This is a genomic window from Clostridium beijerinckii (genome assembly GCA_003129525.1).
GTDB classification, from domain to species: Bacteria; Bacillota; Clostridia; order Clostridiales; family Clostridiaceae; genus Clostridium; species Clostridium beijerinckii_D.
This window is the reverse complement of the sequence record CP029329.1, coordinates 3,751,979-3,769,453: the sequence shown is the minus strand read 5'-3', so window position 1 is coordinate 3,769,453 and position 17,475 is coordinate 3,751,979. Positions and strand designations below refer to the sequence as shown.

Below are 17,475 nucleotides of genomic sequence, written 5' to 3'. Positions count from 1 at the left end.
AATAAAGAAAGTAAAATGTTAATTTTAAATTAGTAACGTATGTTACAGAAGTTATAGAAGGAATATAGTAAGCTTTAAATTGTTCAAGTTAAGAAATAATAAAAAGAAATTATTAATTTTTATATAAAAATTAAAAAATAGGAGGACATAATATGTCGATGTTTTGTTATCAATGTCAAGAAACAGCAGGTTGTACTGGATGTACTAAAGTGGGAGTTTGCGGTAAAGATGAATATGTAGCAAAGGCTCAAGATTTATTAATATATGTAACTAAAGGACTAGCTATAGTAAGTAATGAAGGAAGAAAAGTTAATGTTATAGATGCTAAAGTTGATAAATTCGTAACAGAAAACTTATTTACAACAATTACAAATGCAAATTTTGATAGAGATTCTATTTTAGATAGAGTAAGAGAAACTTTAAAGCTTAGAGAAATTTTAAAAGCTAAAGTTGTTAAGGCTGGTGGAACTGTTGGAGAAGTAAAAGTAACTGGTGGTTTCTTCAAAAAAATATTTGGAATGAAAACTACAGAAATGATAATGCCAGAGGCTGCTACTTGGACTGCTGATAATACAATAGACTTTGAGGCAAAGGCTGAAAAAGTTGGAGTACTTGCAACTGAAAATGAAGATATAAGAAGTTTAAGAGAACTTATAACTTATGGATTAAAAGGTTTATCTGCATACATGAAACATGCTATGAACTTAAAATACAATAATGAAGAAGTTCACGCATTTATGGCAAAGGCATTAGCAGCTACAATTGATGATACTTTAACTGTTGATGACTATGTAGGACTTGCACTAGAAGCAGGAAAATTTGGTGTAGATGGTATGGCATTACTTGATAAAGCTAATACTGAAAGCTATGGACATCCAGAAATCACAACTGTAGATATTGGAGTTAGAACTAACCCAGGAATATTGATTTCAGGACATGATTTAAGAGATTTAGAAATGTTACTTGCGCAAACAGAAGGAACTGGAGTAGATGTTTATACTCATGGTGAAATGCTTGCTGGACAATATTATCCAAAATTCAAGAAATACAGTCACTTTGCAGGAAACTACGGTAATGCATGGTGGAAACAAAAAGAAGAATTCGAAAAGTTTAATGGAGTAATTCTTATGACTACTAACTGTATAGTTATTCCAAAGGATTCTTACAAAAATAGATTATTTACAACTGGTGCGACAGGAATGCCAGGATGTGCACATATAGAAGCTAAGGCTGATGGAACAAAAGATTTTTCTAAGCTTATAGAAATGGCTAAAAAATGTAAAGCACCTACTGAAATAGAAAAAGGACAAATAGTTGGTGGATTCGCTCATAACCAAGTTTTAGCACTTGCTGATAAAGTTGTAGATGCTGTTAAAACTGGAGCTATAAAGAGATTCTTTGTAATGGCTGGTTGTGACGGTAGAGCTAAATCAAGAAATTACTATACTGATTTTGCAGAAAAATTACCTAAAGATACAGTTATATTAACAGCAGGTTGTGCTAAATATAAATATAACAAATTAAACTTAGGTGACATTGGTGGAATTCCAAGAGTATTAGATGCAGGTCAATGTAATGATTCATATTCATTAGTTGTTATAGCACTAAAACTTCAAGAAGTATTTGGATTAAAGAGTGTAAATGACCTACCTATATCATACAACATAGCTTGGTATGAACAAAAAGCTGTAATAGTATTATTATCATTATTACACTTAGGTGTTAAAAACATTCACTTAGGACCAACACTTCCAGCATTCCTTTCACCAAATGTTGCTAAAGTATTAATAGATAACTTTGGAATTGGTGGAATCACTAATGTAGAAGATGACATGAAGATGTTTATGGAAGCTTAATAGATAGTATAAGTTTAAAAAATGATTAACATAAAAAGTATAATAAATTGCACCCTATAAATATAATATTATTTATAATACAGAATCCTAGCTACGTAATTGTAGTTAGGATTTTTTTATTTTAGGTATTAACATTTAGCAAGATGAATTTGCTATGATTGTAGAACATCAAGAACTTAAAAGTTTTAGAAATGATTCTTTGAATTATAATCAATTTTATGTAATAGAGAATATAAAGCTGATTTATACAAATAATAATATAGATAAGATTTTAAGGAGTGATATTTATGGATGAAAATCCTATGTTTTGTTATCAATGTGAGCAAACAGCAGGGGGAAAAGGATGTACTAAAATGGGTGTGTGTGGAAAAACACCTGAAATAGCCAATCTTCAAGATTTGCTTATATATCAATGCAAAGGAATAAGTTGTTATGCAAAGGACCTTATAGAAAAAGGAGAAGAAATAGACAAAAGCATTGTTAGTTTTGTAGAAAATTCATTATTTACAACACTTACTAATGTTAATTTCGATGCAGAAGTTCATGTAGAAATGCTTAAAGATTCTCAAAAAATAAAAGAAAATTTGAGAGATAGAGTGGGTGATGACAAAGATTACCCAGAACAAGCAACTTATAATTTAAGTGAAACTAAGGAAGAAATGCTTAAGGATTCAAAAAGAGCTGGAATTATGTTTGATCAAGATTTAGATGCTGATGTAAGATCACTTAGACAAACAATAGTTTATGGCTTAAAGGGTATAAGTGCATATGGACATCAAGCAAGATGTTTAGATTATTATGATGATCAAGTTGATAATTTCTATTTTAGAGGATTAGAATGTACAACGAATGATAATTTAAGTGTTGAAGAGTTAATTCGAATGACTATGAGAACTGGTGATATGAGTGTAGCTGTTATGAAGAAATTAGATGAAGCTAATACGGAGACTTATAAGAACCCAAGTCCTCACAAAGTTAATGTACATATTGAAAAAGGACCATTTATAGTTGTTTCTGGTCATGATTTAAGAGATTTAGAAATGTTATTAGAACAAACTGAAGGAAAAGGAATTAACATATATACTCATGGTGAAATGTTACCTAGTCATGGGTATCCTGGACTTAAAAAATATAAACACCTTGTAGGAAACTATGGTGGTGCTTGGCAAGATCAACAAAAAGAATTTGATGGAATACCAGGCTGTATTTTAATGACCACAAATTGTTTAATGAGACCTAGAGAAACATATAAAGATAGAATTTTTACAACAAGTGTAGTTGGATGGGATGGAGTAAAATATATTCAAGCTGATAAAGAAGGATATAAAGATTTTACACCAATAATAGAAAAAGCATTAGAACTTGGTGGATTTAAAGAAAGCGAAGAACCAAAGGAAATTCTTGTTGGTTTTGGTCATCATGCAACCCTAAGTCATGCAGAAGCAATTGTTAATGCAGTTAAGGAAGGTAAAATCAGACATTTCTTCTTAATAGGTGGATGTGATGGTGCAAGACCAGGTAGAAATTACTATACTGAATTTGCAAAGAAGGTTCCAGAAGATTGTGTAATCCTAACACTCGCATGTGGTAAATATAGATTTAATAAATTAGATTTTGGAGAAGTTGCTGGACTTCCAAGATTATTAGATGTAGGTCAATGTAATGATGCATATTCAGCAGTTAGAATTGCAACAGCACTTGCAGATGCATTTGATACAAGTGTAAATGGATTACCATTATCAATAATTTTATCATGGTATGAACAAAAAGCAGTTGCAGATTTACTAGCATTACTTTCATTAGGTGTAAAAGGAATTTTCCTTGGACCATCACTACCAGCATTTATAAGTCCTAATGTATTACAATATTTAGTCGATACATTTAACTTACAAGCAATAAGTGAACCTGATGATGATTTAAAAACTTGCTTACAACAAGGTATATAACTATAGGTAATAAGAATTTAAATAAAAAACTATCTTAAATTTATTTTTGAGATAGTTTTTTGCTATATGTTTTATACAAAGTACAAAGTTAACTAGAAGTAAACTCCCTGAGTTAAAAGCAGACAATTTATATCTATTACAATTAAAAATGAAGATAATACTTTCACTAAACCCCGACAATATACATTGTCTATAAATTCTAATGAAGAATTTTATAGAATAAGTGTGAAGAGAGAAAAGAAGGGTTTCTTTTAAATAACTGAAAATAATATTAATAAATGAATTATATGCAAATTTAGATGATGTGATATGAATCACATTAAAAATGTAAAGCAATGGTTATAATATTATAAAAAGAAATAAAACGTAATTAAGGAGGAATTAAATATGTCAAGTTTTGCTGCAAGTGTAGATGTTAGAATCTATGAAAAAGGAAAGAAGAAATCAGTTATTTTTAAAGCTTTTGAAGAATTAGCATTGGGTGAAACAATGGAACTTATAAATGATCATGATCCGCGTCCGCTTTATCAGCAGTTTATGATGAAGTTTCCAGAACAGTTTGAGTGGGAATATTTAAAACAAGGACCTGAAATATGGCGAATAGGAATTACAAAGAAACAAAAGCACAATTAACATCCTATACAAGAATTCATTATGATAGGAGTTTGAAAATGGAAAATAAAAATATGAAAATTGTGGTATCAGGTGATATATGTATAAATATGTTGCAGTGGGTAACATATCCAATGGCGAATTCAAGTTTAAACTGGCAAACTCATTTGAACATGCATAGTACTTTGAAGCCAGGAGAAGCATTACTTCTATCGAAACTTGTAGCTTTGGCAACAGGAGCTTCTATATTTTCACCACAGATACGTGATATAGAGTCAATTTGGCAAAGAGAATTTCTTAGCTCTACGGCAGAGTTAGATATTTTCCCTAAATATGATAATAAAAATAATAGTAGCAATGTTTATAGAATAAAGCGTTTAATGGGATTTACTGAATCTATGTCTGGTATGCCGAGGTTATTGCCTATTATGGACGATGATCCGAGCGCAGATATGATTATATTAGATGATGAAAATAATGGCTTTAATTTTAGTAAGGATTTTTGGCCTTTAGCTTTAAAATCAGTCGAAACATCACCAACTATATTATATAAAATGAATAATCCCATGGATTCCAGTGAACTTTGGAAACACTTACAGAAGTTTCACAATGAAAAAACAATAGTTATTATAAATGGGGATGATTTGCGATCTAAGGGAGTTAATATAAGCAAAAGTCTGTCATGGGAAAGAACCGCTCAAGATTTTGTTTGGCAAATGAGTAACAATCCTAATCTGGCTTTTCTTGCAAATTGTCATCATATTATAGTACCTTTTGGTCTTGAAGGTGCTATCTATTATAGGAATGAAGGTATACCTGAAACTAGATTGTATTTTCTACCTTATGGATTTGAAGGAAGTTTTATTGAAGATACACAGGGTAAAATGATTGGACTTACATCCTGTTTTGTAGCAGGACTTGCAAGTGCTATTGTTTCAGGTAGTCAAGATAATGAAGAATTATATGAATCAATAGGCACAGGTATACGTCAAGGAATTGTCTCAGCTCAGAAATATTTTATTGAAGGCTTTGGAGAAAATATTCAAGAACATTCATTTCCTAATCCTTCAATATTCATTGAAAAGGAAGAGGATTTTATACATAAGGATCATGTACAAGATGTATTAGTGCCTATTTCACTTAATTCTAACTGTCGTTCTTGTTGGTACATATTAAAGGATAAAAGTTCTACTAATTTAGCTGAAATAGCTTATGATATAGTTAAAAATGGAGTAAAAAATGCACTGAAATTTATACCATTAGCTCAATTTGGGAAATTAACAACAGTGGATAAGACAGAAATAGAAAGTTATAGAAGCATTAAAAATCTTATGTTAGAGTATATATCTACCAAGAATACCGTTAGGCCTCTTTCTATTGCAGTATTTGGAACACCAGGGTCTGGAAAATCTTTTGGTATATTGGAAGTGGCTAATAGTATTGCACCAACTTTAATTAAAAAATTAGATTTTAATTTATCTCAGTTCCGTACACCATTAGATTTAATAAACTCTTTTCATAAGGTAAGAGATATTGTATTAGAAGGAAAAATTCCACTAGTATTTTTTGATGAATTTGATTCTGCACTTGAAGGAAAGCTTGGATGGTTAAAGTATTTTTTAGCACCTATGCAAGATGGTGCATTTAGAGAAGGAGACTCTATTCATCCGATAGGTAAAGCTATTTTTGTATTTGCAGGTGGAACAAGTAGCACTTTTAAAGAATTTTGTGGAGAAGACTTTGAAGATGAAAATGAACAAAAACAGTTTTTACTTGGATTTAAAGGGGCAAAAGGTCCTGACTTTGTAAGTCGTCTAAGAGGTTATGTAAATATTCTTGGACCGAATCAAACTGATGAGAAATGGGATCAGTTATTTATAATTCGAAGAGCAATGTTGCTACGTTCATTATTGGAACGTAAAGTAGATCATCTTATAAATGATAATGGAGAAGCTCAAATTGATGATGGTGTACTAAGAGCATTACTTAAAATTAGAAGATATAAACATGAATCAAGATCTATGGAAGCTATATTAGAAATGAGTATGTTGACTAATGCGAAAAAGTGGGAACAATCGTATCTACCGTCTAAAGAACAATTAAAATTACATGTAGATGAAGAACAATTTTTACGTCATTTAATGCATGATGCATTCTATAGTGAGAAAATTGAGAGTCTTGCAAAGGCTATTTATGAAAATAATAAAAACACGGATTTAGATTATACTATGTCATGGCAGGAACTAAGTGAAGATCTTAAAAACTCTATTAGGCATCAAGCAAAAAACATCCCTAATGCTTTACTCAAAATCAATTATGATGTTGTTTATGTTAAAGAAAGCGAAGTATTTATAGAATTTACAACTAAAGAATTAGAAGTCTTAGCTAAAAATGAACATATGAGTTGGTATAGACATAGGAAAAAGTCTGGTTGGAAGTATGATGAAGTTAAAGATAATACGAAAAAAACTGATTCTGCACTTGTAACTTGGGATAATTTATCAAGTGATAAGAAAGATAAGGTATATAAGATGGTTAAGGATTGGCCAGAAATATTAGCTAAATCAAATTTTAAAATAGAACGATTAAAATTTTTGTGTTATTGTGAAACTAAACTATAAGCAAAGAGATATTTGATTCAGAGTACTAGGAATCAAGTATCTCTTTTAGTTATTCAGGTATTTAGTAAAGAATTAAGTGGCTAAAAGGACGGCATTTTTTTATTTTTCTAATTACGTAACCGTTGTTACAGATTTAAACAGAGTATTTTAGTAATATATAAATGTAGCAAAGAGCTAACATAGAAATAAAAAAACATTAAATCTAAGTTAGTAACGTATGTTACATAGATGCTTAAAAGAATATAGTAAACTTTAAATTGTTGAAGTTGAGAAATAACAACAATAAATTATTAAATTCATATAAGTGTAAATTAATATTTTATACTTAATTTACTTATAGACAATTAAAATGTAAATTGTTTTTAAAACTTATATATTAAAATATTTAAAGAAAAATAGGAGGACATAATATGTCGATGTTTTGTTATCAATGTCAAGAAACAGCAGGTTGTACTGGATGTACTAAAGTGGGAGTTTGCGGTAAAGATGAATATGTAGCAAAGGCTCAAGATTTATTAATATATGCAACTAAAGGACTAGCTATAGTAAGTAATGAAGGAAGAAAAGTTAATGTTATAGATGCTAAAGTTGATAAATTCGTAACAGAAAACTTATTTACAACAATTACAAATGCAAATTTTGATAGAGATTCTATTTTAGATAGAGTAAGAGAAACTTTAAAGCTTAGAGAAATTTTAAAAGCTAAAGTTGTTAAGGCTGGTGGTACTGTTGGAGAAGTAAAAGTAACTGGTGGTTTCTTCAAAAAAATATTTGGAATGAAAACTACAGAAATGATAATGCCAGAGGCTGCTACTTGGACTGCTGATAATACAATAGACTTTGAGGCAAAGGCTGAAAAAGTTGGAGTACTTGCAACTGAAAATGAAGATATAAGAAGTTTAAGAGAACTTATAACTTATGGATTAAAAGGTTTATCTGCATACATGAAACATGCTATGAACTTAAAATACAATAATGAAGAAGTTCACGCATTTATGGCAAAGGCATTAGCAGCTACAATTGATGATACTTTAACTGTTGATGACTATGTAGGACTTGCACTAGAAGCAGGAAAATTTGGTGTAGATGGTATGGCATTACTTGATAAAGCTAATACTGAAAGCTATGGACATCCAGAAATCACAACTGTAGATATTGGAGTTAGAACTAACCCAGGAATATTGATTTCAGGACATGATTTAAGAGATTTAGAAATGTTACTTGCGCAAACAGAAGGAACTGGAGTAGATGTTTATACTCATGGTGAAATGCTTGCTGGACAATATTATCCAAAATTCAAGAAATACAGTCACTTTGCAGGAAACTACGGTAATGCATGGTGGAAACAAAAAGAAGAATTCGAAAAGTTTAATGGAGTAATTCTTATGACTACTAACTGTATAGTTATTCCAAAGGATTCTTACAAAAATAGATTATTTACAACTGGTGCGACAGGAATGCCAGGATGTGCACATATAGAAGCTAAGGCTGATGGAACAAAAGATTTTTCTAAGCTTATAGAAATGGCTAAAAAATGTAAAGCACCTACTGAAATAGAAAAAGGACAAATAGTTGGTGGATTCGCTCATAACCAAGTTTTAGCACTTGCTGATAAAGTTGTAGATGCTGTTAAAACTGGAGCTATAAAGAGATTCTTTGTAATGGCTGGTTGTGACGGTAGAGCTAAATCAAGAAATTACTATACTGATTTTGCAGAAAAATTACCTAAAGATACAGTTATATTAACAGCAGGTTGTGCTAAATATAAATATAACAAATTAAACTTAGGTGACATTGGTGGAATTCCAAGAGTATTAGATGCAGGTCAATGTAATGATTCATATTCATTAGTTGTTATAGCACTAAAACTTCAAGAAGTATTTGGATTAAAGAGTGTAAATGACCTACCTATATCATACAACATAGCTTGGTATGAACAAAAAGCTGTAATAGTATTATTATCATTATTACACTTAGGTGTTAAAAACATTCACTTAGGACCAACACTTCCAGCATTCCTTTCACCAAATGTTGCTAAAGTATTAATAGATAACTTTGGAATTGGTGGAATCACTAATGTAGAAGATGACATGAAGATGTTTATGGAAGCTTAATAGATAGTATGAGTTTAAAAAATAATTGACATACAAAATATAAAATGACTCTATCTATATAATACAGAATCCTAGCTACTTAATTGCAGCTAGGATTTGTTTTTAATTACATATATTTGTTATAGTTATATAGTATAATTTACATATAAGGCACATGAAAATAAATAACAAGTCAAAAGTTGTAATGAATATTTTTCATTAGGCAAGGAGGTGAATTGGCCTCATAGCAAGCCTATTAGGTCAATTTTTTGATTGTGCCGAACTCAGGTAAATCCGTTAATTAATAAAGGAGGGTGATGTTATGAATAATAATTGTGGCAATTGCTGTAATAATTGTAGAGGAGGACTTTGTGCAAGCAAAGTCCCAATATTTGAAAATTTAAATAATGAAGAATTGTTAGAGATTGTAAAAACTATTAATCATAAAGAATATAGTAAGGGCGATATTATTTTTACTGAAGGAAATGTTGCAAATACACTTTATTTTATAAATGAAGGAAAGATAAAATTATATAAGTACACTAAAGATGGTAAGGAACAAATATTGCATGTACTTTCAGAAGGAGACTTTTTTGGAGAATTAGAACTAATAAAGATTTCCAAGTATGGATTTAATTCTAAAGCAATAGTAAATTCTAAGATATGTACTCTCACTAAAGATGAAATGAAAGATATAATTATGAGAAAGCCAGAGATTGGAATAAAAGTATTAGAAACTGTAGGAGAAAGATTAGCAAAGGTAGAAAGTCTTGTACAGAATCTTGCAACTAATGATGTTGATTCAAGAATGGCTTATTTATTAACGGATTTTATAGACAAATATGGAGTATCTATAGAAAATAATATATCAATAGAATTACCACTATCAAGAGAAGATATGGCAAATTTTATTGGAGTAACACGGGAAACGATAAGTAGAAAATTAAAGAAGTTTGAAGAAGAGAAATTAATAAAAATAGTAGGAACAAAAAAGATTATAATTTTAGATCAAGAAGGCTTAAAAGATTATATATAAAATAAAACTAAAAGTAAGCTCAAGGAAGAAACTACCCAAATAAGAGGGAGGTCTTTTCTACGATTGCCAAAAAATTAGCTGTGGATTTTTAATATTAGAAGTTCCGCCAACAATGCATGTATCTAAGGCAAACTTGAAACATGCATATGTGTGGAATGGAACAACTTCTAATATAAAAGAAACCTACAGCTAATTTTTTTTATGCAATACTGTGAAAAAGCCTACCTCTTATTCTTAGTTTAGTATAAAAAATTATTATTAGATTTATAGCTTTAATATTGTTTTATCTACAATAGTTGAGAAAATAAATATTAATTTAAGTTTTGATTCAAATCACATTATATTAAAATCAATGAAGTTATAATAATATCATAAGTTAAACAAGATAAATTACAAAATAAATTTAAAAATAACTAGTGGATTTAGGAGGAATTAATATGAAAATAATTTATTGGAGCCAATCAGGAAATACAGAAAAAATGGCAAGATTAATATTAGAAGGAATAGAATCGGAAGGAAAAAAAGCTGAATTAGTTGATGTATCATCAGCATCACTTGATGATGTAAAAAATGAAGAAATACTTATTTTGGGATGTCCAGCTTCAGGCGTTGAAGAATTGGAAGAAAGTGAAATGGAACCTTTTGTTAATTCATTAGAAGGAAATATCCAAGGGAAAAAAGTTGCACTTTTTGGCTCGTTTGGATGGGGGACTGGTGAGTGGATGACAGAATGGGAAAAGAGAATGGAATCATATGGAGCCACATTAATTAGTGAAGGTTTAACATCAGAAGAATATCCTGAAGGAGAAAATCAAGAAAAATGTATGAATTTCGGAAAATTAATAGCAAAATAAGAGAAATTTTTCCGTGACGTTATGGAGTTTAGAATAAATGTTTTTATTAGTAGGAAAATATTAAAGAAAATAAGTTCAAAGATATAATTAAGTTTCTAAATACAATAAATTAATAAGATATAACTAGAGGAGGAATAAATAAATGAATACATTTAATAGCAATCAAAAAATTGGAGAGATAGTAACTGGGTTTCCAAATGCTGCAGATATATTTAAAGAATATAAAATTGATTTTTGTTGCGGCGGAGATAGATCATTAATTGCAGCTATAAAAGAGAGCGAAGTTAATGAAGCAGAGCTATTGGAAAAAATTAATAGCTCATATGAAAAATTTAAAAATAATATTAACTTAAAAGACAGAAATTGGATGGAAGTACCTTTGGATGAATTGGTTGATCATATAGTAAATGTACATCATGGGTATCTTTACGAGAACCTTCCTAAAATAAGTGAATTAACAACTAAAATATTAAGAGTACATGGAGAACATCATCCTGAACTTTCAAAAGTACACAAGTTATTTCATACTATTAAAATGACATTAGATGCTCATTTAATAGAAGAAGAAACAATTCAATATCCAGCAATTAAAGCATATTTAAGAAGTAATAGCGAAGTTGATTTAAATAAAGCAATAAATATAATCGAGCAATTGCAAGATGAGCATACTGGAGCAGGTAATATCCTTAAAGAATTAAGAACTATAACTAATGATTATAATGCTCCAGCTGATGGATGCAATACTTACAGAATAACTTACGCTAAACTTCAAGAAATGGAATCAGATTTATTTCAGCATATACATTTAGAAAATAATATACTATTTCTAAGACTTTATGAATTAAAGAAATAATGAATTTATTCTAGTTGCATTTAATAAAGTGAAAAAAGATTTTAATGTTAATTTAAAAATTAATATTAAAATCTTAGCTTTACTGCTATTAATTATCAATAAGAAGATTATTAATAATTAATAGTTTACTATAAATCATCCCAATAAATTTTCTCTGTATTTTTATTTGCTTTTAGAGATTTGTCAAATAACTTTATTATTACCACTGCCAATGCAAAAGTCACTAATCCTCCTATAAGTTCAGAAAACTTAATAGATGCTCCAATAGATTTCCCTATATAACCTCCTACAAACACTCCTAAAAATATAGAGATTATTGGGAAAATAAAAATCATAAAGGCAGCTGATAACATGTTTGGATTTTTAGTTTCAGAGACTAATCTATTATTATTTTTATCAATGATTTCTTTTTCATGCTCTGTTTTTATATTAATCACCTTCCTGTGGTTAGTTTAATAGTAATTTGAAATTTTTCACAAATAGTTCTTTTATTATCTAGAAACATTATATACCTTTAAATAGGTCTATTTCAATAATGCATTACCTATATCTCTTGAATTAAAAAGAAGGTGAGCAAGTCGTGCATTCCACATCCTACTAAGGTATCAGGTTATTGTTGAATTAAAAGTGAATAACTTATAGTGTTTTGACAGAATTTTTTTTGAGATGCTGTATTTCTAGAATTTGATGAATTATAAGAGCTTATAATATAAATTAAAACATCAATTAGGATGGTAGCTACAAGTATTATTAGTGATTTTACTGATGAAAAATAAGAAAAATTATTCCAATATAATAAATCTTCATAAAATCTTCATATGAATTTAGTAAAATAAGTTAATAAAACTTAGATGGAGGTATTAATTATGAATATGACACATTACATGTCACTACTTGCAGACAATCAGCCTTGGAATTTAATTATTTTTATGGCTATACCAGTTATTTGTGCTGAAGCACTTACAATCTCAGAATTTTTTATACTATTTAACAAAACTAAAAGCGGTGGATTAAGAACATTCAACAAAATTATTGGTATTTTTGATGGATTATTCTTCACAGGTATTTTTATTTATCTATTTTCTACAGCAGTCATCCCATTAACTAGTACTGGAGGATGGCATGGAATAATAGATGTATTAGCCGTTGGTTTTTATTTATCTGGTGTTGTTTTTCTTCTTCCTCTTTCGCTAATGGAACTTGGAATAATATTTAAAAACAAAACATCAGAACAAAAAACGAAAATTCATTTTATTCTTATTAGTGGATTTCTAGTTGTTGCACATGTTGCAATGATATTTGGTATGGTAAATCCAGAAATTATAAGCAATATGTCAAATATGCCTATGATGTAATAAATATATTATTTATATATGTTCAAAGTGGCATTTAAATTTAATTTGAGATTAAGAGGTAGGATTTATTTCTGCCTCTATTTCTATTCAAAAGAATAACTTTCATATTTGTAATTTAAGACTATAAATATCTATAAGTAAACTATAAAATTTAAATAAAATTATGAAAAAATATATTGATTTACATATAAAATTCATAAGTTTATGTTAAGTTATTAGTATATAATAATGTAATATTAATAGAAAACTATATGGGGTGGAAGCTATGAATAATATTTTAATAATTGAAGATGAAAAAAGTGTATCAGATATTTTAAAAGCATACCTTAAAAAAGAAGGATATGGAGTTTACGCTACTGAAAGTGGATTAGATGGAATAGAATTATTTAGAAAAGAAAGAATTGATCTTGTAATTTTAGATTTAATGCTGCCAGATATTGATGGTGAAGAAGTTTGCAAGATACTTAGAAGAATATCAGACGTATACATTTTTATGCTAACTGCTAAAGTTACTCTAAGCGATAAAATTGAGGGCTTAAATATTGGAGCTGATGAATATCTAACAAAACCTTTAAGCCCAAGAGAACTTACCGCTCGTGTAAATGCTTTGTTTAGAAGAGTAGATGGTAGCAAAGATAATATTCTTTCAATTGATGATGAGAAATTAATAATTGATAGTGATAAGAGATTTGTTAAGTTAAATGGAGAAGAAGTGAATTTAACTCCAAATGAATTTGATATATTATATGTTTTAGCTTCAAATAGAGGAAAAGTATTTACAAGAGAAGCAATAATAGAAAGAGTATTTGGTATTGATTTTGATGGCTCTGATAGAATTATTGATGTCCATATTAAGAATTTACGTAAGAAGATTGAAGAAGATAGTAAAGTACCAAGATACATTATTACTGTTACAAAAGTTGGTTATAAATTTGGTGATGAGAAATGAAGCACAGCATTAGAAAACGTCTAAGTATAATTATAATATTTTGCGCTGTAGTTGCTGTACTTTTATCTGCTGTAATAATTAATGTAACTATAAACAATACTTTCAATAATTATATGGAGGATACACAAAATAAAAGGAATACAAGGCTGGTAGAATACTTTCAGCAAATTTATAAGAGAGATGGAAATTGGGATTCAACTTCAGGAGAAGAGATGATGCATGAAGCGTATATGAGCAACTATTGCTTAACTCTTTTAGATACAAATGGAAAAGTTGTATGGGAAATGAATCCAAATGATATAAAATATAAAAATCATATTATGTTAAATGGAACAGAGGAAAAAGGAGTTTATACCTCTAGTAATTTCGATATAAATGTAAACGGAAAAACAGTAGGAACTATTTTAGTTGGGCAGTATTCACCTGTTTTACTTTCAAAGGAAGATATAAGTTTTAAAATCGAGATTAATAAGGGCATTGTATTTAGTGGTGTATTAACTTTAGCAATAGTATCAATAATAAGTTTGATTTTATCAAAACAATTTTCTAAACCTATAAAAGAAGTTTCAAATACTTCTGTAAATCTATCAAGAGGTAATTATGATTCCAGATCAAATATAAAAAGTGACATTATGGAAATTAGAAATTTAACTGAGAGTATAAATTCTTTAGGTGACAAACTTAATAGTCAAGATTTGCTCCGAAAGAGACTTATTTCAGATATATCTCATGAAATAAGAACTCCTCTTAATGTATTGCAAAATAATTTAGAAGCAATGATAGATGGGATAATACCTACAACACCTGATAAACTTAATAATTTAAATGATGAAGTAATAAGATTCGGAAAGCTTTTAAATAATTTAAATGCATTAAAGGAAATTGAGGCAGATGAAATAGCTCTTAATTTAGGATTGGTTAATATGGATGAACTTCTTTCAACTGTGATTAGCGACTTTTCTATTGCAGCTGATGAAAAAAATATAGAATTAATTATGAATAAAGAAGAAAATAAGGACTTTACAGTACTAGGTGATTATGATAACTTAAAACAAGTTTTTATAAATTTAATATCTAATGGAATTAAATTTACTAATATTAATGGAACAGTGTGGATCAATCTTAGTAGTGACATAAATTCTGTTATCATTCAAATTAAGGATAATGGTATGGGTATTAAAAAAGAAGATTTGGCTTTTATTTTTGAAAGAATGTATCGTGGAGATAAAAGTAGACAAAGAATTGAAGGTAGTGGCATAGGACTTACTATCGTGAAGAAGATATTAACACTACACTCTGGAACTATTGATGTAGAAAGTAAGGAAAATAAAGGGACTACATTTACCGTATGTTTAAATAAAAATAGTGAAATATTGACTAGTAGGTAGTTAGTATTAAATCTTTAAATTTATAATCATCTTCATTTAATCTTCACATTATTTAGTTAAGATGTATACAAGGAGGGATTGATTTAAAAAGTTATATATAATGAAGATATAGGGAGTGAAATGTTATGAATTGTCACGGAAACAATAAAAATGGAGAAGCTAAAAAACACAATCCAATAAAACACATGTTAATGATGATAAAATAAAATGAATGAAAAATTTTATAATAAAAAAGTGTATTGAAAGCTAGTAAAATAACTAGATTTCAATACACTTTCTTTATAAGTTTAGCATATAAATTTTAAACTTTTAAAAACTTAAATAAAGACCATAAGCTGCTAAACCCACCAATAATAATACCTACTAATATAAATTGCCATTGAAGAGTTTGAGTAATATACGAAGGGGATAGTAAGTTTACTAAAAGTAAATTCTCATTTATTTTTACAAAAGCTGATTTATAAACATAATATAGTAGAACATTAGCACTAATGGATCCTATAAGTCCTATAACTGCACCTTCGATAATAAAGGGCCATCTTATAAACCAGTCAGTTGCACCAACAAATTTCATTATGCCAATCTCTTTACGTCTTGAATATATAGCTAATTTTATAGTATTGCTAATTAAAAATACTGAAACTGCTACCATTAATATGAATAAAACAATTCCAATCCATTTTACATTTTTCGATATAGAAATTAACTTATCTGTAAACTCTTTATCATTACCAATAGATTCTATGCCTTGCATAGTCTTTATTTGACTTATTACCTGTTCAGACACTTGAGGATCTTCCAATTTAATTATATATGAATTGGGTAGTGGATTATGTGAATCACCATAGCCATTTAATAAAGAACTATCATTTTCAGATATTTGTTCAGTAAATTTCTTTAAAGCATCAGCTTTATCTTCAAACTGAATATCTTTTACTCCGGAAATTTTTTTTAGATCTTGTTCTATATTTTCTTGTTGAGTACTATTGATATTTTCTTCTAAAAATACTTTTATTTCAATTTGTGATTGTACATTACTCATTCCTATATTTACATTTTGCATTAATATAAGGAAAATTCCCATTATAAACAATGTTGCAGTCACAGTAACAGAAGAGGCTAAACTTATAGTTTTGTTTCTTCTCAAGCTCTTTATTGCATCTATAATATAATGTTTAAATAAATTAATTATCATAATCGTAAGTCCCCCTAATTTCATCCCTTATTATAGTTCCATTTTCAATAGCAATTACTCTTTTTCTCATTTCATCTACAATATCTTTTGCGTGTGTGGCCATAAGAATTGTTGTACCATTTCTATTTACATTATTAAGCGTGTCCATTATTCCCATAGCAGTATCAGGGTCAAGATTTCCTGTTGGTTCATCTGCAATTAAAAGAGCAGGATTATTAACTATAGCTCTAGCAATTGATACTCTTTGTTGTTCACCACCAGATAATTCATTTGGAAATGACTTAAATTTACTCGATAATCCAACTAGTGATAAAGCTATAGGCACCTTATTTTTTATATCTTTATTACTAGCTCCAGTAACTCTTAATGCAAAAGCTACATTTTCATAAATATTAAGAGTTGGTATTAGTTTGAAATCTTGAAATATTACACCGATCTTCCTTCTGTAAAAAGGAATTTCATTTTTCTTTAAATTGGTTACATCAGTATTATTTAGAATTAAATTACCATCAGTTGGTTCAATCTCTTTAAAAAGCATTTTTATAATTGTTGATTTACCAGATCCGCTTGGACCTACCAAAAAAGCAAATTCACCTTTTTCTATAGTCAAATTCACATTTTTAAGAGCCAATGTGTTGTTATCGTACACTTTGGTAACATCTACAAATTTAATCATTAGGAATCCTCCGATTATAAGTTATTTTATCCATTAGCTAA

The 17,475-nt window shown here is 28.8% G+C and carries 14 protein-coding genes and 1 pseudogene; 12 read left to right on the top strand and 3 right to left on the bottom strand.

From position 1 onward, the window contains the following. Positions 1 to 152: 152 nt before the first annotated feature. The 9 genes and pseudogenes from DIC82_16985 to ric all read left to right on the top strand — a co-directional run bounded on the left by DIC82_16985 (position 153) and on the right by ric (position 11,871). Complete coding sequence (locus tag DIC82_16985; GenBank protein AWK52582.1) at positions 153 to 1,856, top strand: hydroxylamine reductase; 1,704 nt, start codon at positions 153 to 155, stop codon at positions 1,854 to 1,856. A 287-nt stretch (positions 1,857 to 2,143) separates the two neighbouring features. Then, positions 2,144 to 3,802 (top strand): hydroxylamine reductase, encoded by a 1,659-nt coding sequence (locus DIC82_16980; GenBank protein AWK52581.1) that lies wholly within the window; start codon positions 2,144 to 2,146, stop codon positions 3,800 to 3,802. 117 nt (positions 3,803 to 3,919) lie between these two features. After that, positions 3,920 to 4,051: pseudogene (locus DIC82_16975) on the top strand (oxidoreductase). A 138-nt stretch (positions 4,052 to 4,189) separates the two neighbouring features. After that, positions 4,190 to 4,435, top strand: a complete 246-nt coding sequence (locus DIC82_16970; protein ID AWK52580.1) for a hemerythrin — start codon at positions 4,190 to 4,192, stop codon at positions 4,433 to 4,435. Positions 4,436 to 4,473: 38 nt separating this feature from the next. After that, positions 4,474 to 7,035: a Ryanodine receptor Ryr gene (locus tag DIC82_16965; protein AWK52579.1), complete on the top strand. Its 2,562-nt coding sequence runs from the start codon at positions 4,474 to 4,476 to the stop codon at positions 7,033 to 7,035. A gap of 410 nt (positions 7,036 to 7,445) precedes the next feature. Continuing rightward, positions 7,446 to 9,149: a hydroxylamine reductase gene (locus DIC82_16960; protein ID AWK52578.1), complete on the top strand. Its 1,704-nt coding sequence runs from the start codon at positions 7,446 to 7,448 to the stop codon at positions 9,147 to 9,149. Between the two features lie 301 nt (positions 9,150 to 9,450). Then, positions 9,451 to 10,164 carry a Crp/Fnr family transcriptional regulator gene (locus DIC82_16955; GenBank protein ID AWK52577.1) on the top strand — a complete coding sequence of 238 codons (714 nt, stop codon included), beginning with the start codon at positions 9,451 to 9,453 and terminating at the stop codon, positions 10,162 to 10,164. Positions 10,165 to 10,601: 437 nt separating this feature from the next. After that, positions 10,602 to 11,018 (top strand): flavodoxin, encoded by a 417-nt coding sequence (locus tag DIC82_16950; GenBank protein AWK52576.1) that lies wholly within the window; start codon positions 10,602 to 10,604, stop codon positions 11,016 to 11,018. Between the two features lie 142 nt (positions 11,019 to 11,160). Next, on the top strand, positions 11,161 to 11,871 hold the full coding sequence (ric, locus tag DIC82_16945; protein ID AWK52575.1) for an iron-sulfur cluster repair di-iron protein: 711 nt from the start codon (positions 11,161 to 11,163) through the stop codon (positions 11,869 to 11,871). A gap of 128 nt (positions 11,872 to 11,999) precedes the next feature. Here ric and DIC82_16940 read toward each other — a convergent pair whose 3' ends face one another. After that, positions 12,000 to 12,272 carry a Fis family transcriptional regulator gene (locus DIC82_16940; GenBank protein ID AWK53119.1) on the bottom strand — a complete coding sequence of 91 codons (273 nt, stop codon included), beginning with the start codon at positions 12,270 to 12,272 and terminating at the stop codon, positions 12,000 to 12,002. 465 nt (positions 12,273 to 12,737) lie between these two features. Between DIC82_16940 and DIC82_16935 the strand changes: the two genes are divergently transcribed. From DIC82_16935 to DIC82_16925, 3 genes are all read left to right on the top strand, one after another. Next, entirely contained in the window at positions 12,738 to 13,226 is a 489-nt protein-coding gene (locus tag DIC82_16935; protein ID AWK52574.1) for a permease, read from the top strand. A 265-nt stretch (positions 13,227 to 13,491) separates the two neighbouring features. Continuing rightward, positions 13,492 to 14,175 (top strand): DNA-binding response regulator, encoded by a 684-nt coding sequence (locus DIC82_16930; GenBank protein ID AWK52573.1) that lies wholly within the window; start codon positions 13,492 to 13,494, stop codon positions 14,173 to 14,175. Further along, positions 14,172 to 15,563 (top strand): two-component sensor histidine kinase, encoded by a 1,392-nt coding sequence (locus DIC82_16925; protein ID AWK52572.1) that lies wholly within the window; start codon positions 14,172 to 14,174, stop codon positions 15,561 to 15,563. The genes DIC82_16930 and DIC82_16925 overlap by 4 nt, the downstream gene beginning before the upstream one ends. A gap of 301 nt (positions 15,564 to 15,864) precedes the next feature. On the opposite strand, the gene DIC82_16920 is transcribed toward DIC82_16925, so the two are convergent. Both DIC82_16920 and ftsE read right to left on the bottom strand, forming a co-directional pair. Continuing rightward, the gene (locus DIC82_16920; GenBank protein AWK52571.1) at positions 15,865 to 16,758 is read right to left on the bottom strand and encodes an ABC transporter permease; all 894 of its coding nucleotides are present in this window, start codon (positions 16,756 to 16,758) and stop codon (positions 15,865 to 15,867) included. Next, on the bottom strand, positions 16,748 to 17,434 hold the full coding sequence (gene ftsE / locus DIC82_16915) for a cell division ATP-binding protein FtsE (GenBank protein ID AWK52570.1): 687 nt from the start codon (positions 17,432 to 17,434) through the stop codon (positions 16,748 to 16,750). The genes DIC82_16920 and ftsE overlap by 11 nt, the downstream gene beginning before the upstream one ends. Between the last annotated feature and the right edge of the window lie 41 nt (positions 17,435 to 17,475).